Here is a 25,917-nt window from a genome sequence, read left to right on the forward strand (position 1 = left end):
AGAGAAGGGGCACCTAACTTTTATTGGCGATGCTTTCGAGAATTTCGCGAATAAAGGCTAGGCGCCCCCTTCGCTCCTACAGGGGCGTAACAACCAATTGGGACGTAGCCAAAACTCAGGCCATGCCTCACCGCGTAGCCTGGGTAGAGCGAAGCGACACCCGGGGCATCGATTCCCGGGTATCGCGGAGCTCAACCCAGGCTACCAACTGTATGCACCGCCGATTTTTGCTGGGTGGCTGCGCGGATCAGCCCAGCAGGGCCAGCAGCGCTTTCGCCGCCGCTGCCGAGCTGGCCGGGTTCTGCCCGGTGACAAGCTTGCCATCGGTAAGCACATGCACCTGCCAGTCTGCGGTCTTGCTGTAGTGTGCGCCCAGGCGCTGGAACTCATCCTCGATCAAGAACGGCACCACCTCGGTAAGGCCGACTGCTGCCTCCTCCGCGTTGCTGAAGCCGGTCACGTTGCGCGCTGCGATCAACGGTTTGCCGTCGTTATCACGCACCTTGAGCAGTACGCCTGGCGCATGACAGACAAAACCCTGGGGTTTGCCGCTGCGGGCGAAGGCTTCGATCAAGGAAATCGAGTGGATATCGGTGGCCAGGTCCCAGAGTGGGCCGTGGCCGCCGGGGTAGAACACCGCGTCGAAATCGTCAGCGCTTACCTCGGCCAGCAGGCCGGTATTGGCCAGCGCCTGCTGCGCGGCGGGGTCGTTGCGAAAGCGCTCGGTTTCAGCGGTTTGTGCGTCGGGCTCATCGCTCTTCGGGTCGAGCGGCGGTTGTCCACCGGCCGGCGATACCAGAGTGACCTGGGCGCCGGCATCCTTGAAGGCGTAGTAGGGCGCGGCGAACTCTTCGAGCCAGAAGCCGGTTTTCTTACCGGTGTCGCCGAGTTGGTCGTGGGAAGTCAGAACCATCAAAATTTTCATAGAACCCTCTTGGGTTGGCAGGCCAGCGTTAGGCGAATGGCCTTGCTGTGGTTGCCTGCGGAGAATGTGAGGAAAGGTTAGGCAATAATAGACCAGTCGTCTAGTATTTTTTCCCTCTGCCTGCACCTCAGCGTTTATGACGCCTTTGCGGTGCATGAGAAATATACGACTGGTCTATTGTTTGCTATGTTCCGCCCATGAAAGCGACCTACGACAATACCCGCCAACACCTGCTCGATACCGGCCACCGCCTGATGGCTGATAAAGGCTTTACCGGTGTTGGTCTCAGCGAAATCCTGCAAGCCGCCGGTGTGCCCAAGGGCTCGTTCTATCACTACTTCAAATCCAAGGAGCAGTATGGCCAGGCCGTGCTGGAGCACTACTTCGTCGCCTACCTGGCTGATATGGACCGGCGCCTGGCGTTGCCAGGGCTGAGCGCCTACGAACGGCTGATGGATTACTGGCAAGGCTGGCAGGCGCGCTGCGTGGCGCCGGGGCAGGGTGATGAGTGTCTGGTGGTGAAGCTGAGCGCCGAGGTGGCCGACCTGTCGGAGTCGATGCGCCTGACCCTGCGCGATGGCGCCGAGCAGATCGTGTCGCGCATCACCGCCTGTATCGAGCAGGGGCAGCGTGAAAGCAGCTTGGCCGCAGAGGGTGATGCCCGCCACCTGGCGGAAACCCTCTACCAGCTCTGGTTGGGCGCCAGCTTGCTGAACAAGCTGCAGCGTACCGGGCGCTCGCTGGAGACGGCCATGCGCAGCACCAGGCTGCTGCTCGCCTGAGTCAGGGCGTGCGCCGACACAAGTCTGCAGCGCGCGCCCGAGAATGCCAGAATGGCCCACCCCAACGGCCTGCGACCCGTGCATGAAAATCCTCAGCCTGCGCCTCAAGAACCTCAACTCCCTCAAGGGTGAATGGAAAGTCGACTTTGCCGCCGAGCCGTTCGCCAGCAGCGGCCTGTTCGCCATCACCGGGCCGACCGGCGCCGGCAAGACCACCTTGCTCGATGCCATCTGCCTGGCGCTGTACCACCGCACACCGCGCATGAGCACGCTGTCGGCCGGCGGCAACGAGCTGATGACCCGGCACACTGCCGATTGCCTGGCCGAGGTCGAGTTCGAGGTGAAGGGGCAGGGCTACCGGGCGTTCTGGAGCCAGCGCCGGGCGCGGGACAAGGTGGACGGCGCGTTGCAGGCACCGAAGGTTGAACTGGCGCGGCTCGATGGCGAGATCCTGACCGACAAGATCCGCGAGAAGGAAACCCTGACCGCCGAGCTGACCGGCCTGGATTTCGAGCGCTTCACCAAATCCATGCTGCTGGCCCAGGGCGGTTTTGCCGCCTTCCTCGAGGCCAGCGCCAACCAGCGCGCCGAGCTGCTGGAGGAGCTGACCGGCACCGAGGTCTACGGGCGCATCTCCCAGCAGGTGTACGAACGGGCCAAGGCTGCGGAGCAGGACCTGCGCCTGCTCAGGGGCCGCGCCGAGGCCATGGAGCTGCTCGATGAGGCGCAACGCACCGCGTTACAGGCCGAGGCCGAGCAGCTGCAAGGCGAAGAACAACCGCTGCTGCAGCATCAGCAAGCCCTGCAAAGCCAGCGGCGCTGGCGTGAGGCGTTGCAGCAGGCCGAGCACCAGCAGCAACAGGCCAGTGCGCGTCTGGCTCAGGCGCAGCAGGCGCAAACCGGCGCTGCTGATGAGTTACAGCGCCTGGCCGCCAGCGAGCCGGCCGCCCGCTTGCAGCCGCTGCACCAGGCCTGGCAGCAGGCCCAGGCGGATCTGCAGCAGGGCGAGACGGCTCTGGCAGCGTTGCAGCACCAGCTTACGCAGAGCAGCGAACAGCAGGTCAGCAGCCTGTGGCAGGCCAGTCGCTACGCCGCGCAGTTGCAGCAGCAACGCCAGTTGGTCTGGACGCAGGTGGAGACGAAGCAGCGTGAACTGCAGGCGCAGTTAAGCGCCCAGCCCCAGCGAGCGCATCTTGGCGAACTGCTGGGCGGCTGGCGCGCGCAGTTCGCTCAGCGTGCGCAGATGCAGGCCGAGCAACAGGCGCTGGACGCGCGTCTTGCCCAGGAGGCGCAGCAGATCGCCAGCTTGCAGCGCCAGGGCGATGAGCAGGCGGCGCAGTTGAGCACAGCGCACGCACACCTGCAGGCCGCGCAGCAGGCCGAGACCCAGCAACAGGCTGTGCTGCAAACCCTGCTGGGCGAGGCGGGTGAAGCCGGGCTACGGGCCAGCTGGCAGCAGTTGCAGCAGCGCAGCCGGGTGCTGAACCGCCTCGAGCACCTGGCCCTGGCGCGTGAGAAGCTGGCCGCGCAGGCCGCCGAACTGCAGCCGCAACTTGCCCAGTTGCAGCAGTTGCACGGGCGCAAGAGTGACGAGATCAACCAGCTTCGCGAGCGTTACAAGGCGCTCAAACAGCAGGTCAGCGACAAGGAAAAACTCCTGGAGCAGGAGCAGCGCATCCAGGCCCTGGAGACCTATCGCGCGCAGTTGCAGGCCGATGAGGCCTGCCCGCTGTGCGGCTCCCATGAGCACCCGGCGATCAGCCAATACCAGGCGCTGAATGTCTCCGCCACGCAGCAGGCCCTGGCGCAGGCACGCGGCGAGCTGGAGGTCCTGGAAGCCCAGGGCGCCAGTCTGCGCGATGAGTTGACCCGCCTGGCCACGCAGATCAGCCAGGCGCAGCAGCAAGCCGAGCAGTACCGCGAACAGGGCCAGCAGCTCGACGCCGACTGGCAGCAACAACAGACCGAACAGGGCCTGAGCCTGGCCGATGGCGCCGCGCTACAGGCCGTGCAGCAGAGCCATGAGCAGACCCTGGCAAGCCTGCAGAGCCGCCTGACTGCCGTCGAGGCCGGGCAGGGCCAGCTGCAGCGTTTGCGTCAGGCGCGGGAAAGCGCCGAACGTGAACTGAGCGCCGTCGAACAGCGTCAGGCGCTGCTGGCTCGCGACCTGGACAATGCCCGCAAGCAGCACGCCGAGCTGACCCAGCGCTTGCAACACACTCAGGCTGAGGACGACCGTCAGGCCCAGGCGTTGCTGGCCAGCCTGGCAGGTTTTGCCAGTGAATTGCCGGCCGATGGCGCCGCCTGGCTGGCCGAGCAGGAGGCCGCCTGGCGCGATTGGCAGCAGGCTCAGGCGCAACAGCAAGCGCTGCACGAGCAAGCGCGCGAGGCCCAGCGGCTACTGGCCGATGCCGAGGTGCAGGCGGCGCAGTGGCTGACGCGTTGGCAGGCCAGCGGTGAGCCGGCGCGCAACGAGCCGGATAAGCAGACACTCCCTGAGCAGGCGCTGGAGACGGCGGCGGCCAGCTTGGCCGCGGCGCAGCGCGAGGGCGATGCCCTGCGCGGCCGCGAGCAAAGCCAGATCGCGCTGCTCGATCAGCTGCGCACACGTTTGACCGAGTGCGCCGAGGCCTGGTCCCAGGCGCTGCAGGCCAGCCCGTTTATCGATCTGTCGGCGTTTCAGGCAGCGCTATTGAGCGACGACGAGCGCCAGCGCCTGCTGGCGCGCAAAGCCGAGCTGGAGCGGGCACTGACCGAGGCGAGCGCTTTGCAGGTGGCGGCCCAGACGCAGTTGGACGCACTCAGCAGCGCACCGCAAACCGAGCTGGATGTGCCGGCGCTGGATGAGCAGTTGCAAGCCCTGGCCGGCCAGCTGCGCAGCCTGAGCCAACGCCAGGGCGAGCTGCGCGCGCAGTTGCAGGCCGACGACGCGCGGCGCGGTAGCCAGCAGGCGCTGTTCGCCGAGATCGAAAGCAAGGCCCGCGAGTACGGCCTGTGGCAGCAGCTCAACGGGCTGATCGGCTCGGCCGACGGCGCCAAGTTCCGCAAGTTCGCCCAGGGCCTGACCCTCGACCATCTGGTGTATCTGGCCAACCAGCAACTCGCCCGTCTGCATGGTCGCTACCAGTTGGCGCGCCGCCACAGCGGCGAGCTGGAACTGGAGGTGATCGACACCTGGCAGGCCGATGTCGCCCGCGATTGCCGCACGCTGTCGGGCGGTGAGAGCTTTCTGGTCAGCCTGGCCCTGGCGTTGGCGTTGTCCGACTTGGTCAGCCACAATACACGCATCGACTCGCTGTTTCTCGACGAGGGCTTCGGCACCCTGGACGGCGAAACCCTGGAAATCGCCCTCGACGCCCTGGATAACCTCAACGCCAGCGGCAAGATGATCGGCGTGATCAGCCATGTTGAAGCACTCAAGGAGCGCATTCCGGTGCAATTGAAAGTGCACAAAGGCGTTGGTTTGGGATACAGCCGCCTGGATCCTGAATTTGGCGTCAATACCCAGAAAGCCGGATAGCAATTGATGTTATTTTGATGCTATACAGATTGAAAGGTTATTCAACCGCAATATCAAACAATATTATAGTTTTTATCTATTGAAGAAACCGTTTCAGGTGTCCGCTAATTCTTAGCGTGATGCGACGCGTATTTCAGAATCGATCTTCATCGAGGCAGGCCATGGCACTGTTTAATTTATTTTCCGATCAAGGAGCTGTAATCACTGCGATCGATAAGTCGCAAGCGGTTATAGAATTCAATACAGACGGTACCATCCTGACTGCGAACTCAATTTTTCTTGGGCTTATGGGCTACGGCCTCGATGAGATAAAGGGCAAACATCATCGTTTGTTCGTGGAAGACGGTGAACGCACATCGGCAGAGTACGAGCGCTTCTGGCAATCGCTGCGTGATGGCAAGGCTCAGATTGCCGAGTTCAAGCGCATCACCAAAAGCGGCAAGGATGTCTGGGTTCATGCGTCCTACACACCAGTTGTCGGGCGTGGCGGCAAGGTGACGCGGATCATCAAGTTCGCCACCGACATCACCGAGCAGAAAAACCGCACCGCCGACAGCGAAGGTCAAATCCAGGCGATCGGCCGTTCGCAAGCGGTGATCGAGTTCGATCCACAGGGCATCATCCTCACGGCCAACGACAATTTCCTTAAAGTTGTCGGTTATTCCCTGGCTGAGGTTCAGGGTAAGCATCACCGCCTGTTCGTCCGCCCGGAATACAACGATTCTTTGGAATACAAGCAATTTTGGGAGTGTTTGCGCGCCGGTACGTTCCAGGCGGGTGAATTTCTGCGGGTGGGTAAACAAGGGAAAATGGTATGGCTACAAGCCACTTACAACCCGATTTTTTCCGCCGACGGCAAGCTGATGAAGATCGTCAAGTTCGCTTCGGACATCAGTGACCAGGTTCGTCAGCGCCATGAATTCGAACTGATGTCGCTGGTCACCAACGAGACCGATAACTCCATTGTCATCACTGATGCCGAGGGATTGGTGGTGTTCGTCAACCGTGGCTTCACGGCCCTCAGCGGTTATACGTTTGAAGAGGTGCGCGGCAAGAAACCGGGCCATCTTTTGCAGGGACCTCATACCAGCAAGGAGACTGTCGAGCTGATCCGGCAGAAGATTCACAACCGTGAGCCGTTCTACAACGAAATTCTCAACTATGACCGTAATAAGAATCCCTACTGGATTTCCCTGGCGATCAATCCGGTTTTCAATGCACAGCGTCAGCTGACCAACTTCATTTCGATTCAGGCGAATATCACCGAAACCAAGGAGCGCTCACTTGAGTTCACCAAGCGTTTCGAGGCCATCGGCGTTAACAACGCGGTGGCCGAATGGTCCTTGGGTGGCCGATTGACCAGCGCCAACACCTTCATCATCAAGCACTTGCATCACCGCAACGAGGAAGAGCTGTTAGCCAAAGCGCGCAATCTTCGCGAGGTAGTGGGCGAGGAAATTTTCGCGCGGGTGGTCAAGGGCGAGCAGGTGGTCGGCGAATTCACGATTTTCGATTCGCAGAACAATCCCTGCTGGTTCAACTGCACGCTGTGCCCGATCACCGATTCCGAGGGCCGCGTTCGCAACATCGTCACTTATGGCGTGGATATCAGTTCAAAGATCGAAGCGGCGCGTGTCACCGACCAGGAAATGACTCAGGTGATCACGTCCAGCGACAAGATCAGCGAGATTATCAGCGTGATCAACAACATCTCGTCGCAAACCAATTTACTGGCGCTTAATGCAGCCATCGAGGCGGCGCGCGCAGGGGAGGCAGGGCGCGGTTTTGCGGTGGTGGCCGATGAAGTGCGCAGCTTGGCGACTCGCTCGGCCGAGTCTGCGCATCAGATTCAAAAGTTGGTTAGCGAAACCGGTGAACGGGTCAAGCGGCTGGCCGACTCGTTGCGCCGTCTGAGCGGTCCCAGCGCCTGACGCGCGCCTGCTCCTAAGCGTTAAAAGCCCGCCTTGCGCGTAATGTTTTTCATTCGATGGTTCCCCCGCTCTGCGTGGTAACCCCTCTTGGAGCGCTCTGCGTCCGCCGTCTTGAGACGCGGAGTGTCTTTGGCTGCATGCCCACGTCGAGACGGTTCGACGTCTCGACGTGGGAACGATCAGCGTAAGCGCCATTGTGGGAGGGGCCGGGCGGCGTTCCGCTTTAGCCGCGACAGGGTCGACGCAACACTTGTGCAGTCAGGGCTTGGTGCCGGCAGACGACGGGCGCATCATCGGGGTCGATCTTCACGAGTGCGTTCGTTATGGCCAAGCCTCCCGTTTCACCGCCTTCCGCCTCAGCCCTGGGGCGCTTTCTGACTCTCGCCGGCACCGCCACACGGATTGGCGGCAGCTTGTTGGGGCAGCGCTTGCGACCTGGGCGCTCAGGGATCGACTGGCAGCCGGTGGGCGACCTGCTCAGTGAGGTGCTCGGGCAGATGAAGGGGCCAGTGCTCAAGCTCGGGCAGATGGCCTCGCAGTGGCAGGGCGTCTTGCCGGCGCCGGTGGCCGAGGCGCTCGGCGCGCTGCAGAACCGCGTTCCGGCCTTGCCTTTCAGTGCCCTGCGCGCGCATCTGCAGCAGGTGTATGGCGCCGATTTGGCGCAGTTCTTCCAGCATATCGACGAGCAGCCCTTTGCGGCGGCCTCGCTCGGCCAGGTGCACCGCGCGGTGGCGCTGGATGGCCGGGCATTGGTGCTCAAGGTGCAGTACCCGGGGATTGCCGAGATCTGCGCGGCGGACCTGCGCCAGGTACGCCGCCTGCTGCCGTTAGGCCGGCTGTTTCGTGCTCCGGCGGCGCAGCTTGAGGCGGTGTATCAGGAACTGCAGCGGGTGATCGAGGCCGAGCTGGATTACCCGGCCGAAATGCGCCGTCTGCAGCAGTACCGCGCGCACTTCGCAGCCTGGCCGGGGCTGCGCTTACCGATGCCGCTGGAAGACCTGTGCCGCCCCGGCGTGCTGGCCCTGAGCGAGGAGCCCGGCCTGCCGTTCGCCGAGGTCGGCCAGGCGCCGTTGGCGATCCGCGAGCGCCTGGCCAGCACCCTGGTGGCCTGGCTCAGCGCCCAGGCTTTTGAACTGGGCCAATTGCACGCCGACCCGCACCCCGGCAACTTCGCTTACACCGCCGAGGGCGAGTTGGTGGTCTATGATTTCGGCTGCGTCCAGGCGCTGTCGCCAGCATTGCGCACGGCCTATGCGCGCACCTACCTGGCGCTGCAGGCGCGTGATGGTGAACGCCTGGAGCAAGCTTTTCAGGCCCTCGGCACGCGCCAGCCGCGCTCGGCGATTCCCTACGGGTTGTACCGCCAATTGCACGGTTTGCTCGGCCCGCTGTTGCAGCGCGGTGTGCACTGGGATTTTGCCGCGACGCCGCTGCACCAGCAGATTCAGGCGTTGCTTCCGGATGTGCTGGCCGCCCTCGGCAGCCTGCAACCAGCCCCCGCCACCTTGTTGGTCAATCGCACCCTGGAGGGCCACTACTGGAACCTCAGCCGACTGGCCGTGGCGCTACCTCTGGCCGATCTGCTGCACGCACCGCTTACTGCCAGCTTGTCCGAGGGCTAAGCCGGGTCATCCGCGACTTGCATTGAACAGGCTGCTAGAGTGCGCCGCTGTTGCGGGGTGATGGCGAAGAGGAAGGTGGCATGACGAGCATGTCATGGGTGGTACTGGGCGTGTTCGTGTTGACCTACCTGGGCATGGCCGCTGGCGGTGTGCGTGGGCTGCGCATGGACCGCAGCTGGATCGCTGGCGCGGCCGCCGTGCTGTTGCTGTTTATCGGCGCGCAGACCCCGGCTGAGGCGGCCAGCCATCTGGATGCCGGGGCTTTGCTGCTGTTACTGGCGCTGATGCTGGTCTCGGCGCAGTTCGAGTTCTCGGGCGTGTACGCCTGGCTCAATGGCCGGCTGGAGTCCTATGCGACGCAGCCGGCGCGCTTGTTGGCGGCAGTGGTCGTGCTGGGCGGGGTGCTCTCGGCGGTGCTGGTCAATGACATCGTCGCCTTCGCCCTGACTCCGTTGCTGTGCCACAGCCTGCTGGCGCGCGGGCTCGATCCACGGCCGTTTCTGCTGGCGTTGGCGCTGGCCTGTAATGCCGGCTCGGCAGCGAGCCTGATCGGTAACCCGCAGAACATCCTCATCGGCCAGGCTGGCGGTCTGGATTTCTGGGGCTACACCGCCATCGCCGCGGTCCCGGCCATAGGCGCGTTGCTGATCACCTACCTGGTGATCCTTTGGCAATGGCGTCACCGCTGGGGTACGGCGCACTCGGTGACGACCGAGGCGGCACAACCCGCCCAGGTCTATGGCGCGCGCAGTTACCTCAAACCGGCCGTGGCCACCCTGGTGCTGCTGGGGCTATTTGCCAGCGATCTGCCGCGGGAATGGTCGGCGCTGATGATTGCCGTGCTGTTGATGGTCTCGCGCCGCGTCGCCAGCCGCGATTACGTGCAGGCGGTGGACTGGAACCTGTTGCTGCTGTTCGCCGGGCTGTTCGTGGTCACCGGTGCGGCCATGGCCTTGCCGCCCGTGGCTGGCATCGCCGCGCAGTTGGCGGATCGCGGGTTGCTGCCCCAGGGCGTGCTGTCGCTCGCTGCGGCTTCGCTGGTGGCCGGCAACCTGATCGGCAACGTGCCCTTTGTGATGCTCTTGCTCGGCGTGCTGCCGGAGATGTCGCCGTCCCTGCTGGTGGGCCTGGCGGTGATGTCGACCTTGGCTGGCAACCTGCTGCTGATCGGCAGCGTGGTCAACCTGATCGTTGCCGAAAGCGCCCGGCGCCAGGGTGTGCGTTTGGGCTTCGTCGATTTCGCCCGCAGCGGCGTGCCGGTGACGCTGCTGAGCATGAGCCTGGCTGGGGGGTGGTTAGTGCTGGGTGGCTGGCTGCCCTGGTAGGGCACCTCCAAAAACTACCTCGGCTTTGGCTTCCTGCGTCGCTCTACCTCCTGCATCCATGCAGACGTGCGTGGTCATCGCTGCGTTAAAAACAGGCTCACAGCCTTAAGGCTGAACGTGCTTTAGCACGGCCCCGAAGGGGTGAGCGAAGCGAATCAAATACTCATTTACAGCTCGTAAACTCGCATGCGAGCCCAGTCCGTTTTTCGCCTGTTTTGTGGGGCCGCCTAGGTGGGGCCGCCTTCGGTATTGCGCTGACTGCCTCGCCTACGTTTTTAGAGGTGCCCTAGTAGGGATTATTGCCAGCGCGTCTGCCGCCAGTGTTGTTGCTGCTCGGGCGTCTGGAAGGTCCAGGCGACAAAGCGGCTCTGCTTCTGGCCCTGGGCCATTTCCACGGTTTCGACTTGCAAGGCGCCGGCTTTTTTCAGCGCGTTGTAGACCCCTGGCAGGTTGCCGACCTTGGAGATCAGGCTGCTGAACCACAGCACCTGCTGGCCGACGGTGGCGCTTTCTTCGATCAAACGGCTGACGAAGGCCGCCTCGCCGCCCTGGCACCATAATTCTGCTGCCTGGCCGCCAAAGTTCAGCACCGGCAGTTTACGTTTCGGGTCGAGCTTGCCGAGGTTGCGCCATTTGCGCGTGCTGCCGCTGCTGGCCTCTTGCGCGCTGGCGTGGAAGGGCGGGTTGCACAGGGTCAGGTCGAAGCGCTCATCGCTGTGCAGCAGGCCCTGGAAGATATGGGCGCTGTCCGCTTGCAGGCGCAGCTCGATGGCATCACTGAGGCCTGGGTTGGCCTGGACAATGGTCTTTGCGGCGGCGATGGCGCTTTCGGCGATATCCGAACCGAGAAACTGCCAGGCGTATTCACGATTGCCCAGCAGCGGGTAGATGCAGTTGGCGCCGACGCCAATGTCTAGCGCCCGCACCTTGGCGCCACGGGGAACTTCCCCAGCATTACTGGCGGCCAGCAGGTCGGCCAGGTAATGCAGGTAATCGGCGCGGCCGGGGATCGGCGGGCACAGGTAGCCCGCCGGAATATCCCAATGATTGATGCCATAGAACTGCTTGAGCAGCGCGCGGTTGAACACCTTGACCGCCGCCGGGTTGGCGAAGTCGATGCTCTCGTTGCCATAGGGGTTAATGATCACAAAGGCCGCCAGCTCCGGGCTGGCCTTGATCAATGCGGGAAAGTCGTAGCGACCCTGGTGGCGGTTGCGCGGGTGCAATTGGCCCTTTTCGGCTTTTGCGCTGCTGGGTGCGCCGCGCTTTTGCTGCGGGCGATGGCGAGGTGTGGACATGCGGGGGGCTGATCGTCGTCGGGAAAGTGCCCATGTTCCCATAGCTGGGAGCGCTTTGCAGGGGGGCGATGCGTCTGGGCAGAAATCATCCCGGGTATCGCGTTGCTCAACCCAGGCTACGGGCGTGGGGTGGCCAGAGGAGAGGTAGCCTGGGTCGAGCGCAGCGACACCCGGGAAGGTATCGCGCTATGGGCAAGGTCAGGGATAGCCAAGCGTCGCGCGGATCTGCGGCAGGTGCGCGGTGATCCAGTGGCGGTCGATGGCGCCCCAGCTGCGGATCATGTAATAGCCGGCGTTGTTGCGCTCGCCGGGGTGTTGCACGAAGGCGCAGTCGATATCCAGGTCGGCGAGGGCAGCCAGGGTGTCCTGGGCGGTGCGCCTTGGCATGCCGGTGGCCTCCATTAGCGCGGCGACGCTGACGGCACTGCCACTGTCGATCAGCCAGGCCACGTAGAGGCGCCGGTAGAAGCTGGTTTTGGTCTTGCTGACGTCCATGCTCGTTCCTTGCGTAAATGGCCCGGCGTTGGCTGCCGGGCCCGTTGCATCAGCCAAGGGTGGCGATGCCGATATAGGTCGCCGCACCGGCAATATAGCCAATGAATGCCAGCAGGCTGATCTTCTTCAGGTACCAGATAAAGTTGATCTTCTCCATGCCCATGGCCGCCACGCCTGCGGCCGAGCCGATGATCAGGCAGCTGCCGCCGGTGCCGGCGCAGTAGGCCAGCAGTTCCCAGAAGGTGCCGTCGACCTGAAAGTTGCTCAGCCAGGCCGTGTCGGCCCCAGCCAGGTTCAGCGCCTCGGGGGTGACCAGCGGGTACATCTTCATGGCGCCAGCAACCAGCGGCACGTTATCGACCACCGATGACAACAGGCCGATGGCGATGTTGATCGCATAGACGTTGCCCAGGCTTTCGCGCAGCAGGGTGGCGACCTGGGTCAGGTGGCCGGCGGTGGCCAGGCTGGATACCGCCAACAGGATGCCGAGGAAGAACAGCACGCTGGTGGTGTCGATGCGGCGCAGTACGCCGACCACCGACAGTGGGTGCTTGTCTTCGTCGTTCTTGCCGCGGTGGATCACCTCGGTGACCACCCAGAGCACGCCCAGGCCCAGCAGAATGCCCATATAGGGCGGCAAGTGGGTGACCGTCTTGAACACCGGTACGAATACCAACGCGCCGATGCCGAGGATAAACACCAGATTGCGCTCGAAGGGGGTGGTCGGGTCACGGCGCTCTTCTTCCGATTCACGCACCTGCGGCCGCTGGATTTCGCCCTTCATGCTGAAGCTCAGCCACAGCAGCGGCGCGAGCAGACAGACCAGGCTGGGCAGGAACAGGCTGCCGACGATGCCGCTGACGGTGACCTGATTACCGATCCACAGCATGGTGGTGGTCACGTCGCCAATCGGCGACCAGGCGCCGCCGGCGTTGGCGGCGATCACCACGATGCCGGCGTAGAACCAGCGCTCCTTCTGATCGGCCACCAGTTTGCGCAGCAGCGAAACCATGACGATGGTGGTGGTCAGGTTGTCCAGGGCGGCCGAGAGGAAGAAGGTGATCAGCGCCACCACCCACAACAGGGTGACCCGCTTGTTGGTGCGGATACGGTCGGTGATCACCTTGAAGCCTTCGTGGGCGTCGATCAGCTCGACGATGGTCATGGCGCCCATCAGGAAGAACAGAATTTCGGAAATTTCCCCGAGGTGATGACGCAGCTCCTCGGTGACGTGGTGGCCGTTGTCGAAGGCGCCAGCCGTGCCGCTGCCGATCAGCGGCAGGATCACATCGGCGCCGAGGATCAGTACCGTCCAGCAGAATACTGCCGTCAGCAGCGCCGAGGCGGCCTTGTCGATCTTGAGCGGGTGTTCGAGGGCAATACACAGGTAACCAAGGACGAAAATCAACGCCATCAACGCATACATGTTCGGGGTCCGTTTGCAGGGCTTTGTTTGAGTTGGAAGTGCCAGTGACGCATAACGCGCGCAGACGATGCCTGAATTGGCGAAGAAATGGCAGAGGGCCGCTATGCGGGTTGCGTTAGGCCGGTGCGCCTTGCACGCGCCAGGCTGCGGTTTGACTGGGCTTGCATGATCTTGGCGAGGACTGCGACCAGGTGCCGCGCCGTTGCGCCGGCTGGCGGTGCTGTCGCGGCTAAAGCCCCTCCCACGGTGGTGTGGGCAGCGCGACTCTTGTAGGAGGCGCTTTAGCGGCGAGATTTTCAGGCAGGGAAAGCGTGGCTGATTCGCTCAGTTGCTGAAAAACAGCCAAAAATCGCGCCGGTAAGGGCGCGGTTCTGTCGCGGCTAAAGCCCCTCCTACGGGTGTGTGGGCAGCGCGACTCTTGTGGGAGGCGCTTTAGCGGCGAGCTTTTCAAGCTGGGAAGGCGTGGCAGGTTCGTTCAGCTGCTGAAAAAACAGGCAAAAAAGTCCGCGCCGGCTAAGGCGCGGCTCTGTCGCGGCTAAAGCCCCTCCCACGGGTGTGGGTAGCGCGACTGTTGTGGGAGGCGCTTTAGCGGCGAGCTTTTCAGGCGGGGAAGGCGTGGCTGGTTTGTTCAGCTGCTGAAACAGGCAAAAAAGTCCGCGCCGGCTAAGGCGCGGCTCTGTCGCGGCTAAAGCCCCTCCCACGGGTGTGGGTAGCGCGACTGTTGTGGGAGGCGCTTTAGCGGCGAGCTTTTCAGGCGGGGAAGGCGTGGCTGGTTTGTTCAGCTGCTGAAAAAACGGGCAAAAAAGTGCGCCGGTTAGGGGCGGTTCTGTCGCGGCTAAAGCCCCTCCCACGGTGGTGTGGGCAGCGCGATTCTTGTGGGAGGCGCTTTAGCGGCGAGCTTTTCAGGCGAGAAGGGCAGGGCCAAAAAAAACCGCGCCGTTGAGGGCGCGGTTTTCGGTGACGCACAGGCCGTCAGAGGGCGGCGATCTTGCCGCGCTGCTCGACCATCTTGCTCAGGGCCTGTTCGGCCTCGGCCAGCTTGGCGCGCTCTTTATCGAGTACTTCGGCCGGTGCCTTGGCGACAAAGCCTTCGTTGCTCAGCTTGCCGCCGACGCGCTGCACTTCACCGGAGAGGCGGGCGATCTCCTTGTCCAGGCGCGCCAGTTCGGCGTCCTTGTCGATCAGCCCGGCCATCGGCACCAGCACCTGCATATCGCCAACCAGCGTGGTGGCGGACATCGGCGCTTCTTCGCCCGCTTCCAGCACCCGTACCGACTCCAGCTTGGCCAGCTTGTTGAGCAGCGGCGCGTTGTCGGCCAGGCGGCGCAGGTCTTCTGCGCTGGCGTTCTGCAGGATGATATCGATGCGCTTGGCCATGGAGATTTTCATCTCGCCACGGATCTGCCGCAGACCGAGCATCAACTGCTTGACCCACTCGATATCGCCTTCAGCAGCAGCGTCGATGCGGCTCTCATTCGCCACCGGCCAGGCCTGCAGCATGATGGTGTCGCCGCTGACGCCAGCCTGGGCCTTGATGCGCTGCCAGATTTCTTCGGTGATAAACGGCATAAACGGGTGGGCCAGGCGCAGCGCCACTTCCAGCACGCGAATCAGCGTGCGGCGGGTGCCGCGCTGACGCTCGATCGGTGCGCTCTCGTCCCACAGCACCGGCTTGACCAGCTCCAGGTACCAGGCGCAGTACTCGTCCCAGATGAACTCGTACAGCGTCTGCGCGGCCAGGTCGAAGCGGAAGGCATCGAGGTGACGGGTGACGTCGGCCTCAGTGCGCTGCAGGGCGGAGATGATCCAGCGGTCCACCGAGGACAACTCGACCGGCTCACCGTTGACGCCAGTGTCCTGGCCGTCGGTGTTTTCCAGCACGAAGTTGGCGGCGTTCCAGATCTTGTTACAGAAGTTGCGGTAACCCTCGACGCGGCCCATGTCGAACTTGATGTCACGACCGGTGGAGGCCAGCGCCAGGTTGGTAAAGCGCAGGGCGTCGGTGCCGTAGGCGGCGATGCCTTCGGGGAACTCGGTGCGGGTCTGCTTGGCGATCTTCTCGGCGAGCTTGGGCTGCATCATGCCGCTGGTGCGTTTCTCCAGCAGCTCATCCAGGCTGATGCCATCGACGATATCCAGCGGGTCAAGCACGTTGCCCTTGGACTTGGACATCTTCTGACCCTGGCCATCGCGCACCAGGCCGTGCACGTACACGGTCTTGAACGGGATCTGCCCGGTCAGGTGGGTCGACAGCATGATCATCCGGGCGACCCAGAAGAAGATGATATCGAAGCCAGTCACCAGCACGTCGGTGGGGTGGAAGGTCTTCAGTTCTTCAGTCTGTTGCGGCCAGCCGAGGGTGGAGAAGGTCCACAGGCCGGAGCTGAACCAGGTGTCGAGAACGTCTTCATCCTGGCGCAGGTTGGCGTCACCAAGGTTGTTTTCAGCGCGTACTTCCGCCTCGTCGCGACCAACATATACATTGCCGGCATCGTCGTACCAGGCCGGGATGCGGTGGCCCCACCAGAGCTGACGGCTGATGCACCAGTCCTGAATGTCACGCATCCAGCTGAAGTACATGTTTTCGTACTGCTTGGGCACGAACTGGATTTCACCACTTTCGACCACGGCGATGGCTTTTTCGGCCAGCGGCTTGGTGCTGACGTACCACTGGTCGGTCAGCCACGGCTCGATGATGGTGCCGGAGCGGTCGCCTTTCGGTACTTTCAGGGCGTGGGCGTCGATGCTTTCCAAGAGGCCAGCGGCCTCGAAGGCGGCAACGATCTGCTTGCGCGCCTCGAAACGATCCAGGCCGGCGTATTCGGCCGGCAGGCTGCAGTCGATCTGGCTGTTGACGCTGCCATCGACATTGAACGCCTGGACCTGCGCAAGCACGGCGGCGTTTTTGTCGAAGATATTCAGCAGCGGCAGGTTGTGGCGCTTACCGACTTCATAGTCGTTGAAATCGTGAGCCGGGGTGATTTTCACGCAGCCGGTGCCGAATTCAGGGTCGCAGTAATCGTCGGCGATGATCGGGATACGGCGGCCAACCAGCGGCAGTTCGACGAAGGTGCCGATCAGCGCTTGATAGCGCTCGTCACTCGGGTTTACCGCGACGGCGCTGTCGCCAAGCATGGTTTCCGGGCGCGTGGTGGCAACGATCAGGTAATCCTTGCCGTCGGCGGTTTTGTTGCCGTCGGCCAGCGGGTAGCGCAGGTTCCACAGGCTGCCTTTCTCGTCGTGGCTTTCCACTTCGAGGTCAGAGATGGCGGTGTGGAACTTGGTGTCCCAGTTGACCAGGCGCTTGCCGCGGTAGATCAGGCCGTCTTTGTGCAGGCGCACGAAGGCTTCTTTCACCGACTCGGACAGGCCGTCGTCCATGGTGAAACGCTCGCGCGACCAGTCCACCGAGCTGCCCAGGCGACGGATCTGCCGGGTGATGGTGCCGCCGGACTGTTCCTTCCACTCCCAGACTTTCTCCAGGAATTTCTCACGGCCCAGGTCGTGACGACCAATGCCGTCGGCGGCCAGTTGGCGCTCAACCACCATCTGGGTGGCGATACCGGCGTGGTCGGTGCCCGGCTGCCACAGGGTGTTGCGGCCCTGCATGCGGCGGAAACGGATCAGCGCATCCATGATCGAGTTGTTGAAACCATGGCCCATGTGCAGGCTGCCGGTGACGTTCGGCGGCGGGATCATGATGGTGTAGGGCTCGCCTGCACCCTGCGGAGCGAAATAGTTATTCGCCTCCCAGTTCTGGTACAGGGCGGTTTCAATGGCGTGCGGCTGGTAGGTCTTGTCCATGCGCGGCGGGACCCTTATGACGGCTAGACGGAAAAGCCGCCAAGTATAGCGCCTTGCGCCGCCCGCTATAAGCGCCGCTTTGATCGGCGGCATAGCTTGGGGGTTTTTGTATCGCGGCGTCTCGGGGCGAGGCGTCTGCCTTCAATCCTGCAGAACGGTGGATCGATAACGCGTGATCCACCCTACGCACTGCCACCGAGACGTATCGCGGTTGTTAGGGTTTACGCGGTGGCAGCAGGCGGCTGAGGCGGGCGTCCAGGCGGCGTTTGAGTTCTGCTTCGATCTGCGGCACGAAGTCGTCGATCACGTCCTGCAGGATCAACTGCGCGGCGGCGCGTAATTCGCTGTCCAGGCGGTTGAGTTCGCTGTCGCGACTGATGCTGCGTTGCACCGTGTTGCGCAGGCTTTCGGTCAGGTTGGCCGGCGCGGGTTCGCTCGCCACGGTGGCTGGAATCGCGGGCGTGACGATATCCGAGAGCAGCGGGATGCTGTCCGGGTCGAGGCTATCGAGCAGCAGTGGCGGTTCGTCGTTTTGCTCGCCGAGCAGTTCGCGGATCGACTCCAGGTCGTTCAGCAACTGGACGGGCGGGTGTGCAGGTTTGGGGGTGTCCATGGTTCTTTCAGAGTTCAACTCGTTGGGGGTCATAGCCTTGTTGGCGGTAACGGCGGAAATTCTCGCGGCACGCGGCCAGTCGTTCGGGGGCCTGGTTGACGATCTCGATGACCCGACTGAACTGCGCGATATGCGCCGACAGCTGGTCGCTAAGGTTGATCAGCACGCCCTGGCCCACTTCGGGTGGCTGGTCCAGGCCAATCACCACCGGTGCACTGGGGTCGTCCTGGTGCAGGGCGTGGGGCACGAAAGCCTCGGCTTTGAAGGCCCACAACAGGGCATCCAGTTCGTTGCATTGTGCGGCATCTTCGCCACGCAAAAACACCGGCAGCCCGGCGCGCCAGGCTTTCATCGCCAACTGACACGCGGCGCGCAGGCGCTCGGCAGAGGTTGCGGAGGGCAACACGTAAAATTCGATTCGGGACATGGCGGAGAAGTCTCAGGCTTAAAGCTGCAGGCCGCAAGCTTCAGGCCGCAAGTAAAAGCGCAAAAGCGACGCGCGGGTTTTCAGGTCCGTGCGCCGCTTGTAGCTCGCTGTCAGGCGTTGCTGCGGTCGATCAGGTATTGGGTCAGCATCGGCACCGGGCGGCCGGTTGCGCCTTTTTCCTTGCCGCCGCTGATCCATGCCGTACCGGCGATGTCCAGGTGCGCCCAGTTATAGGCCTTGGCGAAGCGCGAGAGGAAGCAGCCGGCGGTGATGGTACCGGCTTTTGGCCCGCCGATATTGGCGATGTCGGCGAACGGGCTGTCGAGCTGCTCCTGGTACTCATCGAACAGCGGCAGTTGCCAGGCGCGGTCGTCGGCGTGCTGGCCGGCGCTGAGCAACTGCTGCACCAGCTCGTCATTGTTGCCCATCAAACCCGAAGCATTGCTGCCCAGGGCGACGATGCAGGCGCCGGTGAGGGTGGCGATATCGATCACCGCCTTGGGCTTGAAGCGTTCGGCGTAGGTCAGGGTGTCGCACAGCACCAGGCGGCCTTCGGCGTCGGTGTTGAGAATCTCCACGGTCTGCCCACTCATGGTGGTGACGATGTCGCCAGGACGGGTGGCGCGACCGCTGGGCATGTTCTCGGCGCAGGCCAGCAGGCACACCAGGTTGATCGGCAGTTGCAGCTCCAGCACGGCTTTGAGGGTGCCGAACACGCTGGCCGCGCCGCACATGTCGTACTTCATTTCGTCCATGCCGGCAGCGGGCTTGATGCTGATGCCGCCGGTGTCGAAGGTGATGCCTTTGCCCACCAGGGCATACGGCTGCTCGCCCTTTTTGCCGCCCTGGTAGTTGAGCACGATCAGCCGTGGCGGTTGCTCGCTGCCCTGGCCGACGGCAAGGAAGGCGCCAGCGCCGAGGGCCTGGAGTTTCTTCTCATCGAGGATTTCAACCTTGAGGCCCTTGTAGGCCTTGGCCAGGTCCTTGGCTTGCTCGGCGAGAAAGCTGGGGTGGCAGAGGTTGGGCGGCAGGTTGCCGAGGTCTTTGGTCAGGGCCATGCCGGCAGCAATGGCAACGGCCTGTTGGGTAGCCTGTTCAACAGCTGCCTGATTGGCCTTGTCGGTCAGCAGGGTGACTTTCTTCAGCGGGCTGGCTTCGGCTTTCTGGCTCTTGAAACGGTCGAACTGGTAAGTGCCATCGGCCAGGGTTTCTACCAGCAGACGGGCGATACCGTGGGCGTCGCGGCCTTTGACCTTTATGTCGGTCAGGGCCAGGCTGGCGTCCTTGCCACTGAGATTTTTCAGGGCGCCGTGGGTAGCGTTGAGCAATTTGCGCAATTGACGGTCAGAGAGTTCGGCTTCTTTGCCGTGGCCAACCAGCAGTACCCGCTCCGCCTTGAGGCCCGGCAGGTTGTGGGCCAGCAGGGTCTGGCCGAGCTTGCCGGCCAGGTCACCGCGCTTGAGCAGAGCACTGAGTGCGCCACCACTGGCGGCGTCGATGGCCTGGGCAGTAACACCCAATGCGCCACCTTCGGCGACGGGGATAACCAGGGTGGCAGTTTTCAGTGTTTCTGGACGTGCGCTTTTGACAATAAATTCCATGCGTATGGTTCCCAAGACAACGAGTCGGTATTGCAGGATAATGGCGGTTATTTTTTCAATGGTTCGTCCGTTGTGCGAACCGGCAAGCAGTGCGGCTAGTTTGAGCATAGCCGCCTGAGCCTGACAACCCTGGAGTGTCTGGTTTGATCGTCTTCCGTTATTTGTCCCGAGAAGTGCTGTGGACCCTCAGCGCGGTGACCGCCGTGTTGTTGGTGATCATCATGAGTGGTCGTTTCATCAAATACCTGGCGCAGGCTGCCCAGGGCGTACTCGATCCGGGTGTGCTGTTTCTGATCATGGGCTTTCGCATGCCCGGCTTCTTGCAACTGATCCTGCCACTGGGGCTGTTTCTCGGCATCCTCTTGGCGTACGGCCGGCTCTATCTGGACAGCGAAATGACCGTGCTCTCGGCCACCGGCATGAGCCAGCAACGGCTGATGCTTTACAGCCTGTCGCCCGCGCTGATCGTGGCCTTGCTGGTCGCCTGGCTGAGCATGGGGCTGGCGCCCCAGGGCGTTGCCCAGGTCGCGCGGATCCTCAACGAGCAGGACGCCCTGACTGAGTTCGATACCCTAGTGCCTGGGCGTTTCCAGTCAATGAAGGACGGCTCGCGTGTCACCTATACCCAGTCGCTTAGCGAAGACCGCAGCGAACTGGGCGGTATCTTCATTTCCGACAAGCGCCTGTCGCGGGCCGGCGACAAGGAGCGTGGCATCAGCGTACTGGTGGCCGAGCGCGGGCGTCAGGAGATTCAAGCCGACGGCAGCCGTTATCTGATTCTGGAAAACGGTTACCGCTATGACGGCAACCCCGGTCAGGCCGATTACCGCTCTATCCAATACGACACCTATGGCGTGTTGCTACCCAAGCCTTCGGTTAACGCTGACATCAGCGAGCGCGAGGCGATTCCAACGTCCCAGCTGATCGGCAGCGATAACCTGCGCCATCAATCCGAGTTGCAGTGGCGTCTGTCGTTGCCGCTGCTGGTGTTTATCGTGACGCTGATGGCGGTGCCGCTGTCGCGAGTCAATCCGCGCCAGGGCCGCTTCCTAAAATTGCTGCCGGCCATTTTGCTGTACATGGCTTACCTGGCCCTGTTGATCGCTGCCCGCGGCGCCCTGGATAAAGGCCGCATCCCGCCGACCCTGGGGCTCTGGTGGGTGCATGGCATCTTCCTGGCGATTGGCCTGTTGCTGCTGTATTGGGAACCCTTGCGCCTGAAGTGGGCGAGTCGCCGTGTGGGACAGGAGATGGCCCGTGGTTAAGTTGGATCGTTATATCGGTACGCAGGTGTTCTTCGCCATTCTCGGTGTGCTCGGCGTGATCGTCGGCCTGGCCCTGCTGTTTGCATTCATTGATGAGCTTGGGGATGTGGAGGGCAGCTATGGGCTGCTCGACGCCGCCTGGTATGTGCTGCTGACGCTGCCGCGGCGGCTCTACGAAATGCTGCCCATGGCTGCGCTGATTGGCTGCCTGATCGGCCTCGGCACCCTGGCGAGCAACAGTGAACTGACCATCATGCGCGCGGCGGGGGTATCCATCTCGCGCATCGTTTGGGCGGTGATGAGGCCGATGCTGGTGCTGATGCTGGTCGGGGTGCTGATTGGTGAGTATCTGGCTCCCTGGAGCGAGAACGTTGCCCAGGCGAATCGCTCCATGGCCCAGGGCAGCGGCGAAGCGCAAAGCGCAAAGCGTGGTCTGTGGCACCGCCAGGGGCAGGAGTTCGTGCACATCAACGCCGTGCAGCCGGATGGCGTGCTGTTTGGGGTGACGCGCTATCAGTTCGACGAGGAGCGGCGCATGCAGTCGGCCAGCTTCGCCCGGCGCGCGCAGTTTCAGGGTGACCACTGGCAGCTCGAAGATGTCGCCACCACACGTTTTGGCGAACGCAGCAGTGAGGTGGTCAAGTTGCCGACCGAGCGCTGGGATATCGAGCTTGAGCCGCAGTTACTCGGCACCGTGGTGCTGGAGCCTGAGGCGCTGTCGATTACCGGACTGTGGCGTTACATCCAGTACCTGAGCGAGCAGGGGTTGAACAACGGGCAGTACTGGCTGGCATTCTGGACCAAGATCCTGCAGCCGGTGGTCACTGCAGCCCTGGTGGTGATGGCGATTTCCTTCATCTTCGGCCCGCTGCGTTCGGTGACCCTTGGGCAGCGGGTGTTTACCGGGGTGCTGGTGGGCTTCGTGTTCAAGATCAGCCAGGACCTGCTCGGGCCGTCGAGCCTGGTGTTTGGCTTTCCGCCGCTGCTGGCCGTGTTGATCCCTGCCGCCATCTGCGCTCTGGCGGGTGCCTGGTTGCTGCGTCGAGCGGGGTAGGGCGCGGCAGCAGCATTGAAAAGCCGGCGTTTGCCGGCTTTTTCATGCCTACGTCTTGGCCTGTTACATGGTGTCGCAGCTTCTCGTCGGAGTCGCCCTCGCGGCGAATAGCGCCCATTCAGCGATATAGCAGAGAGACCAAAAGCTTCGCGCCGGGGCGGCGTATGACCTGCATGCGGCTGCAGCAGCCAATGCTGTTAGCTATTGCGTCCAGTGTAGGAATTTATTCGCGAAATCCACGACACCGTCGTGAATAAAGGCTGAGCGTCCCATTCGCTACAAAATCCCAAGAGGGTTGCGGCCGCCAATTGGTTTCATGCCTGCTATTTCTTGTGCGCGTTCTTTGGCAGTTGCACGATGCGGCTGTCGGAGTAGATGTCGTGCCAACTGCGGTTCTGCTTATCCCAGAGGATCCAGAGAAAGCCGAGGCCCACGATTAGCCAGGAGCCGATCGCCACGACGAAGCGCAGTAGCGCCTGCCAGAGGTCGATCGCGCGACCGTCGGCGTTCTGCACGCGCAGGCCCCAGGCCTGCATGCCGAGGGTCTGGCCATTATGGGTCCAGAACTTGGCGAAGAAGGCGAACAGGCTGAGCAATACCAGGCTAGCCAGGATCGGATCACGGTCCAGTTGGCCGGCCTGGGACATGGCCATTAGCGTCTCGCCACCATAAATCAGGCGCAGCACGCCCTGTTGGTAGATCAGGGTGACGACCATGACAAGGGCCACACAGAGTAAAAAGTCATAGAACAGGGCAGCAAGGCGGCGGATCAGGCCGGCGGCGGGATAGTCGCCCTGCGGGCTCAGCAGGTGGTTGGACATGGTCAGGCTCGTATGGCAGTTGCGGCGGGCTCACAGGGTAGCCGGGTCGGGGCATAAAAAAACCCCTGATGTCACCATCAGGGGTTTTCAGTGCGGCAGGATTACTCCTGGATTTGCACTTCGTCAGCCTGCATGCCTTTTTGCCCTTGCACCGCGATAAAGCTGACTTTCTGGCCTTCTTTCAGGCTCTTGAAGCCGTTGCCTTGGATCGCGCGGAAGTGCACGAACAGATCCGGACCGCTTTCAGGCGTGATAAAACCAAAACCTTTTTCGTCGTTAAACCACTTGACGGTACCGCTCTGACGATTCGACATGTCTGAATTTCCTTGGAACTTGAGTTAATGACAGCCTCCATCCGAATAACGGAGGGCTGAAACTGGTTGCAAGGAGTAATAGAAGTCGAGCGGGATGTAGCGGATCTGAAGATCTACTGCACCAGGTCACGATTCACGGCGACCCATGCAAACACAGTTGGCCGAACTCTACGCCAACTCAAAGGCAAATGCCAACCCCTGCCAGGCCGCGCTCTAGCATGGCTGATATGGGCTGTTTCGGAGAGGTTTGCGACAACTCGAGGATTGTCTGCTAGCCGCTGGCGTGGATGCCAGCCTGGCTGATAAGAATGGTGCCCCGGGGGAGACTCGAACTCCCACTTCTTTCGAAAACGGATTTTGAATCCGCCGCGTCTACCGGTTCCGCCACCGGGGCACAATGGCGGCGCAGTATAGGGATGGTATTGAGGTTGGTCAATGCACTTGCGTGGTCAGCGTGCAGCATTTCCGGTAAGCTCTTGCGCCCTTGCTGAATGACCCCTTATAGCCATCATGCGTGTTGCCGATTTTCACTTCGAGCTGCCTGACGCTCTTATCGCCCGTTACCCGCTGGCCGAGCGGCGCGCCAGCCGCCTGCTGGTGCTCGACGGGCCTACGGGCACGCTCGCCCACCGCCAGTTCAGCGATCTGCTGGAGTACCTGCGTCCGGGCGATCTGATGGTATTCAACAACACCCGGGTGATTCCGGCGCGGCTGTTTGGGCAGAAGGCCAGCGGCGGCAAGCTGGAAGTTCTGGTTGAGCGAGTGCTCGATAGCCATCGCGTACTCGCCCATGTTCGCGCGAGCAAGTCGCCCAAGCCGGGTTCGATGATTCTTATCGATGGCGGTGGCGAGGCCGAGATGGTCGCCCGGCATGATGCACTGTTCGAGCTGCGCTTCAGCGAAGAGGTTCTGCCGCTGCTTGAGCGTGTCGGCCATATGCCGCTGCCTCCTTATATAGACCGGGCCGATGACAGCGCTGACCGCGAGCGTTATCAGACGGTGTACGCCGAGCGCGCCGGTGCGGTCGCCGCGCCCACCGCCGGGTTGCATTTCGATCAGGCGCTGCTCGCATCCATCGCCGAGATGGGCGTGGCCACGGCCTTCGTGACCCTGCATGTGGGGGCCGGCACTTTTCAGCCGGTGCGCGTCGAGCGCATCGAAGACCATCACATGCACAGCGAGTGGCTCGAGGTCGATCAAACCGTGGTCGATGCCGTTGCAGCTTGCCGCGCACGTGGTGGCCGGGTGATCGCCGTGGGCACCACCAGCGTGCGTTCGCTGGAGAGTGCGGCGCGCAGCGGTGAGCTGCAGGTGTTCAGTGGCGACACCGATATCTTTATCTATCCGGGACGTCCGCTGCATGTGGTCGATGCCCTGGTCACCAATTTCCACTTGCCGGAGTCGACCCTGCTGATGCTGGTGTCGGCGTTCGCCGGGTACCCCGAAACCATGGCGGCCTACCAGGCGGCCGTGGCCGAGGGTTATCGCTTCTTCAGTTATGGCGATGCCATGTTTATCACCCGCAACCCCGCGCCCCGCGGTCCCGAGGATGTTCTATGACGCGCACCTGCCGCATGTCTTTCGAGTTGTTGGCCACCGACGGCAAGGCGCGCCGTGGGCGTGTGACCTTCCCGCGGGGTGTGGTCGAGACCCCGGCCTTTATGCCGGTGGGCACCTATGGCACGGTCAAGGGCATGCTGCCGCGCGACATCGAGGCGACGGGCGCGCAGATCATCCTCGGCAATACCTTTCACCTGTGGCTGCGTCCGGGCACTGAGGTCATCAAGAAGCATGGTGATCTGCACGATTTCATGCAGTGGCAGGGGCCGATCCTCACCGACTCCGGTGGCTTCCAGGTGTTCAGCCTGGGCGCCATGCGCAAGATCAAGGAGGAGGGCGTGTACTTCGCCTCGCCGGTGGATGGCGCCAAGGTCTTCATGGGGCCGGAAGAGTCGATGCAGGTGCAGCGCGACCTGGGCTCGGACATCGTGATGATCTTCGACGAATGCACGCCCTATCCGGCCGAGTTCGATGTGGCCAAGCGCTCCATGGAGCTGTCCCTGCGCTGGGCCAAGCGCTCCAAGGAGGCCCATGGCGACAGCACGGCGGCGCTGTTCGGCATCGTTCAGGGCGGCATGTATGAAGAGCTGCGCAAAGTCTCTCTGGATGGGCTGGAGCAGATCGGTTTCGATGGGTATGCCATTGGCGGCCTGTCGGTCGGCGAGCCCAAAGATGAAATGATCAAGGTGCTGGATTATCTGCCCGCCGAGTTGCCGGCCGATAAGCCGCGCTACCTGATGGGCGTAGGCAAGCCGGAAGACCTGGTCGAAGGTGTGCGCCGCGGCGTGGACATGTTCGACTGCGTGATGCCGACCCGCAATGCGCGCAACGGTCATCTATTCGTGGAGACCGGCGTGCTGAAGATCCGCAACGCCTTCCATCGCCATGACGACTCACCCCTGGATTCGACCTGCGACTGTTACACCTGTAAACACTTCTCGCGGGCGTATCTTCATCACCTCGACAAGTGCGGTGAAATGTTGGGCAGTATGCTCAATACAATCCACAACTTACGCCACTATCAGCGCCTGATGGCTGGTTTGCGCGAGGCTATTCAACAGGGTACATTGGCCGCCTTTGTCGACGCCTTCTACGCCCGGCGGGGCCTGCCAGTGCCGCCGCTGGACTGATGAC

At 62.6% G+C, this 25,917-nt stretch carries 19 protein-coding genes and 1 tRNA gene; 9 read left to right on the forward strand and 11 right to left on the reverse strand.

Translation table 11 applies throughout. From position 1 onward, the window contains the following. Positions 1 to 247 precede the first annotated feature (247 nt). On the reverse strand, positions 248 to 925 hold the full coding sequence (locus tag BMW49_RS07430; RefSeq protein WP_069517744.1) for a type 1 glutamine amidotransferase domain-containing protein: 678 nt from the start codon (positions 923 to 925) through the stop codon (positions 248 to 250). Between the two features lie 197 nt (positions 926 to 1,122). Between BMW49_RS07430 and BMW49_RS07435 the strand changes: the two genes are divergently transcribed. The 5 genes from BMW49_RS07435 to BMW49_RS07455 all read left to right on the forward strand — a co-directional run bounded on the left by BMW49_RS07435 (position 1,123) and on the right by BMW49_RS07455 (position 10,105). Then, positions 1,123 to 1,707, forward strand: a complete 585-nt coding sequence (locus BMW49_RS07435; protein ID WP_069517742.1) for a TetR/AcrR family transcriptional regulator — start codon at positions 1,123 to 1,125, stop codon at positions 1,705 to 1,707. Positions 1,708 to 1,789: 82 nt separating this feature from the next. After that, positions 1,790 to 5,227: an AAA family ATPase gene (locus BMW49_RS07440; RefSeq protein WP_069517739.1), complete on the forward strand. Its 3,438-nt coding sequence runs from the start codon at positions 1,790 to 1,792 to the stop codon at positions 5,225 to 5,227. 161 nt (positions 5,228 to 5,388) lie between these two features. Next, on the forward strand, positions 5,389 to 7,158 hold the full coding sequence (locus BMW49_RS07445) for a methyl-accepting chemotaxis protein (protein ID WP_069517737.1): 1,770 nt from the start codon (positions 5,389 to 5,391) through the stop codon (positions 7,156 to 7,158). Positions 7,159 to 7,481: 323 nt separating this feature from the next. After that, a complete protein-coding gene (locus BMW49_RS07450) occupies positions 7,482 to 8,780 on the forward strand; it encodes an ABC1 kinase family protein (protein WP_069517735.1) in 1,299 nt (432 codons plus the stop codon). 80 nt (positions 8,781 to 8,860) lie between these two features. Next, positions 8,861 to 10,105, forward strand: a complete 1,245-nt coding sequence (locus tag BMW49_RS07455; protein WP_069517733.1) for an SLC13 family permease — start codon at positions 8,861 to 8,863, stop codon at positions 10,103 to 10,105. 296 nt (positions 10,106 to 10,401) lie between these two features. On the opposite strand, the gene rlmF is transcribed toward BMW49_RS07455, so the two are convergent. The 7 genes from rlmF to BMW49_RS07490 all read right to left on the reverse strand — a co-directional run bounded on the left by rlmF (position 10,402) and on the right by BMW49_RS07490 (position 19,769). Continuing rightward, positions 10,402 to 11,403 carry a 23S rRNA (adenine(1618)-N(6))-methyltransferase RlmF gene (gene rlmF / locus BMW49_RS07460; RefSeq protein ID WP_069517731.1) on the reverse strand — a complete coding sequence of 334 codons (1,002 nt, stop codon included), beginning with the start codon at positions 11,401 to 11,403 and terminating at the stop codon, positions 10,402 to 10,404. A 198-nt stretch (positions 11,404 to 11,601) separates the two neighbouring features. After that, on the reverse strand, positions 11,602 to 11,898 hold the full coding sequence (locus BMW49_RS07465; protein ID WP_069517729.1) for a winged helix-turn-helix domain-containing protein: 297 nt from the start codon (positions 11,896 to 11,898) through the stop codon (positions 11,602 to 11,604). A 49-nt stretch (positions 11,899 to 11,947) separates the two neighbouring features. Next, positions 11,948 to 13,324 (reverse strand): sodium:proton antiporter NhaD, encoded by a 1,377-nt coding sequence (gene nhaD / locus BMW49_RS07470; RefSeq protein ID WP_069517726.1) that lies wholly within the window; start codon positions 13,322 to 13,324, stop codon positions 11,948 to 11,950. 972 nt (positions 13,325 to 14,296) lie between these two features. After that, positions 14,297 to 17,128, reverse strand: coding sequence for a valine--tRNA ligase (locus tag BMW49_RS07475; protein ID WP_069517724.1), 2,832 nt, complete (start codon positions 17,126 to 17,128; stop codon positions 14,297 to 14,299). Positions 17,129 to 17,342: 214 nt separating this feature from the next. Continuing rightward, the gene (locus BMW49_RS07480) at positions 17,343 to 17,741 is read right to left on the reverse strand and encodes a DNA polymerase III subunit chi (protein ID WP_069517722.1); all 399 of its coding nucleotides are present in this window, start codon (positions 17,739 to 17,741) and stop codon (positions 17,343 to 17,345) included. A 7-nt stretch (positions 17,742 to 17,748) separates the two neighbouring features. Further along, entirely contained in the window at positions 17,749 to 18,168 is a 420-nt protein-coding gene (locus BMW49_RS07485) for a DNA polymerase III subunit chi (protein WP_069517719.1), read from the reverse strand. A gap of 110 nt (positions 18,169 to 18,278) precedes the next feature. Then, positions 18,279 to 19,769, reverse strand: coding sequence for a leucyl aminopeptidase (locus tag BMW49_RS07490; RefSeq protein WP_069517717.1), 1,491 nt, complete (start codon positions 19,767 to 19,769; stop codon positions 18,279 to 18,281). A gap of 143 nt (positions 19,770 to 19,912) precedes the next feature. Between BMW49_RS07490 and lptF the strand changes: the two genes are divergently transcribed. Then, positions 19,913 to 21,034, forward strand: a complete 1,122-nt coding sequence (gene lptF, locus BMW49_RS07495) for an LPS export ABC transporter permease LptF (RefSeq protein ID WP_069517715.1) — start codon at positions 19,913 to 19,915, stop codon at positions 21,032 to 21,034. After that, complete coding sequence (gene lptG, locus BMW49_RS07500) at positions 21,027 to 22,088, forward strand: LPS export ABC transporter permease LptG (RefSeq protein WP_069517713.1); 1,062 nt, start codon at positions 21,027 to 21,029, stop codon at positions 22,086 to 22,088. Before lptF ends, lptG begins: the two co-directional genes overlap by 8 nt. A gap of 323 nt (positions 22,089 to 22,411) precedes the next feature. Here lptG and BMW49_RS07505 read toward each other — a convergent pair whose 3' ends face one another. The 3 genes from BMW49_RS07505 to BMW49_RS07515 all read right to left on the reverse strand — a co-directional run bounded on the left by BMW49_RS07505 (position 22,412) and on the right by BMW49_RS07515 (position 23,617). Continuing rightward, positions 22,412 to 22,909, reverse strand: a complete 498-nt coding sequence (locus BMW49_RS07505; protein WP_069517711.1) for an RDD family protein — start codon at positions 22,907 to 22,909, stop codon at positions 22,412 to 22,414. A gap of 101 nt (positions 22,910 to 23,010) precedes the next feature. Further along, a complete protein-coding gene (locus tag BMW49_RS07510; protein ID WP_069517710.1) occupies positions 23,011 to 23,223 on the reverse strand; it encodes a cold-shock protein in 213 nt (70 codons plus the stop codon). Between the two features lie 309 nt (positions 23,224 to 23,532). Beyond that, positions 23,533 to 23,617 (reverse strand) — tRNA-Leu (locus BMW49_RS07515). A gap of 116 nt (positions 23,618 to 23,733) precedes the next feature. Between BMW49_RS07515 and queA the strand changes: the two genes are divergently transcribed. Continuing rightward, positions 23,734 to 24,783, forward strand: coding sequence for a tRNA preQ1(34) S-adenosylmethionine ribosyltransferase-isomerase QueA (gene queA / locus BMW49_RS07520; protein WP_069517709.1), 1,050 nt, complete (start codon positions 23,734 to 23,736; stop codon positions 24,781 to 24,783). A gap of 14 nt (positions 24,784 to 24,797) precedes the next feature. Next, positions 24,798 to 25,913 carry a tRNA guanosine(34) transglycosylase Tgt gene (tgt, locus tag BMW49_RS07525; RefSeq protein WP_170829041.1) on the forward strand — a complete coding sequence of 372 codons (1,116 nt, stop codon included), beginning with the start codon at positions 24,798 to 24,800 and terminating at the stop codon, positions 25,911 to 25,913. Positions 25,914 to 25,917 lie beyond the last annotated feature (4 nt).

Source organism: Pseudomonas cuatrocienegasensis, from assembly GCF_900110925.1.
Lineage (GTDB): Bacteria > Pseudomonadota > Gammaproteobacteria > Pseudomonadales > Pseudomonadaceae > Aquipseudomonas > Aquipseudomonas cuatrocienegasensis.

Coding starts and splice junctions, on each gene's coding strand:
- BMW49_RS07430 (WP_069517744.1), bottom strand. CDS start 925: ATGAAAATTTTGATGGTTCTGACTTCCCACGACCAACTCGGCGACACC.
- BMW49_RS07435 (WP_069517742.1), top strand. CDS start 1,123: ATGAAAGCGACCTACGACAATACCCGCCAACACCTGCTCGATACCGGC.
- BMW49_RS07440 (WP_069517739.1), top strand. CDS start 1,790: ATGAAAATCCTCAGCCTGCGCCTCAAGAACCTCAACTCCCTCAAGGGT.
- BMW49_RS07445 (WP_069517737.1), top strand. CDS start 5,389: ATGGCACTGTTTAATTTATTTTCCGATCAAGGAGCTGTAATCACTGCG.
- BMW49_RS07450 (WP_069517735.1), top strand. CDS start 7,482: ATGGCCAAGCCTCCCGTTTCACCGCCTTCCGCCTCAGCCCTGGGGCGC.
- BMW49_RS07455 (WP_069517733.1), top strand. CDS start 8,861: ATGACGAGCATGTCATGGGTGGTACTGGGCGTGTTCGTGTTGACCTAC.
- rlmF (WP_069517731.1), bottom strand. CDS start 11,403: ATGTCCACACCTCGCCATCGCCCGCAGCAAAAGCGCGGCGCACCCAGC.
- BMW49_RS07465 (WP_069517729.1), bottom strand. CDS start 11,898: ATGGACGTCAGCAAGACCAAAACCAGCTTCTACCGGCGCCTCTACGTG.
- nhaD (WP_069517726.1), bottom strand. CDS start 13,324: ATGTATGCGTTGATGGCGTTGATTTTCGTCCTTGGTTACCTGTGTATT.
- BMW49_RS07475 (WP_069517724.1), bottom strand. CDS start 17,128: ATGGACAAGACCTACCAGCCGCACGCCATTGAAACCGCCCTGTACCAG.
- BMW49_RS07480 (WP_069517722.1), bottom strand. CDS start 17,741: ATGGACACCCCCAAACCTGCACACCCGCCCGTCCAGTTGCTGAACGAC.
- BMW49_RS07485 (WP_069517719.1), bottom strand. CDS start 18,168: ATGTCCCGAATCGAATTTTACGTGTTGCCCTCCGCAACCTCTGCCGAG.
- BMW49_RS07490 (WP_069517717.1), bottom strand. CDS start 19,769: ATGGAATTTATTGTCAAAAGCGCACGTCCAGAAACACTGAAAACTGCC.
- BMW49_RS07505 (WP_069517711.1), bottom strand. CDS start 22,909: ATGTCCAACCACCTGCTGAGCCCGCAGGGCGACTATCCCGCCGCCGGC.
- BMW49_RS07510 (WP_069517710.1), bottom strand. CDS start 23,223: ATGTCGAATCGTCAGAGCGGTACCGTCAAGTGGTTTAACGACGAAAAA.
- queA (WP_069517709.1), top strand. CDS start 23,734: ATGCGTGTTGCCGATTTTCACTTCGAGCTGCCTGACGCTCTTATCGCC.
- tgt (WP_170829041.1), top strand. CDS start 24,798: ATGTCTTTCGAGTTGTTGGCCACCGACGGCAAGGCGCGCCGTGGGCGT.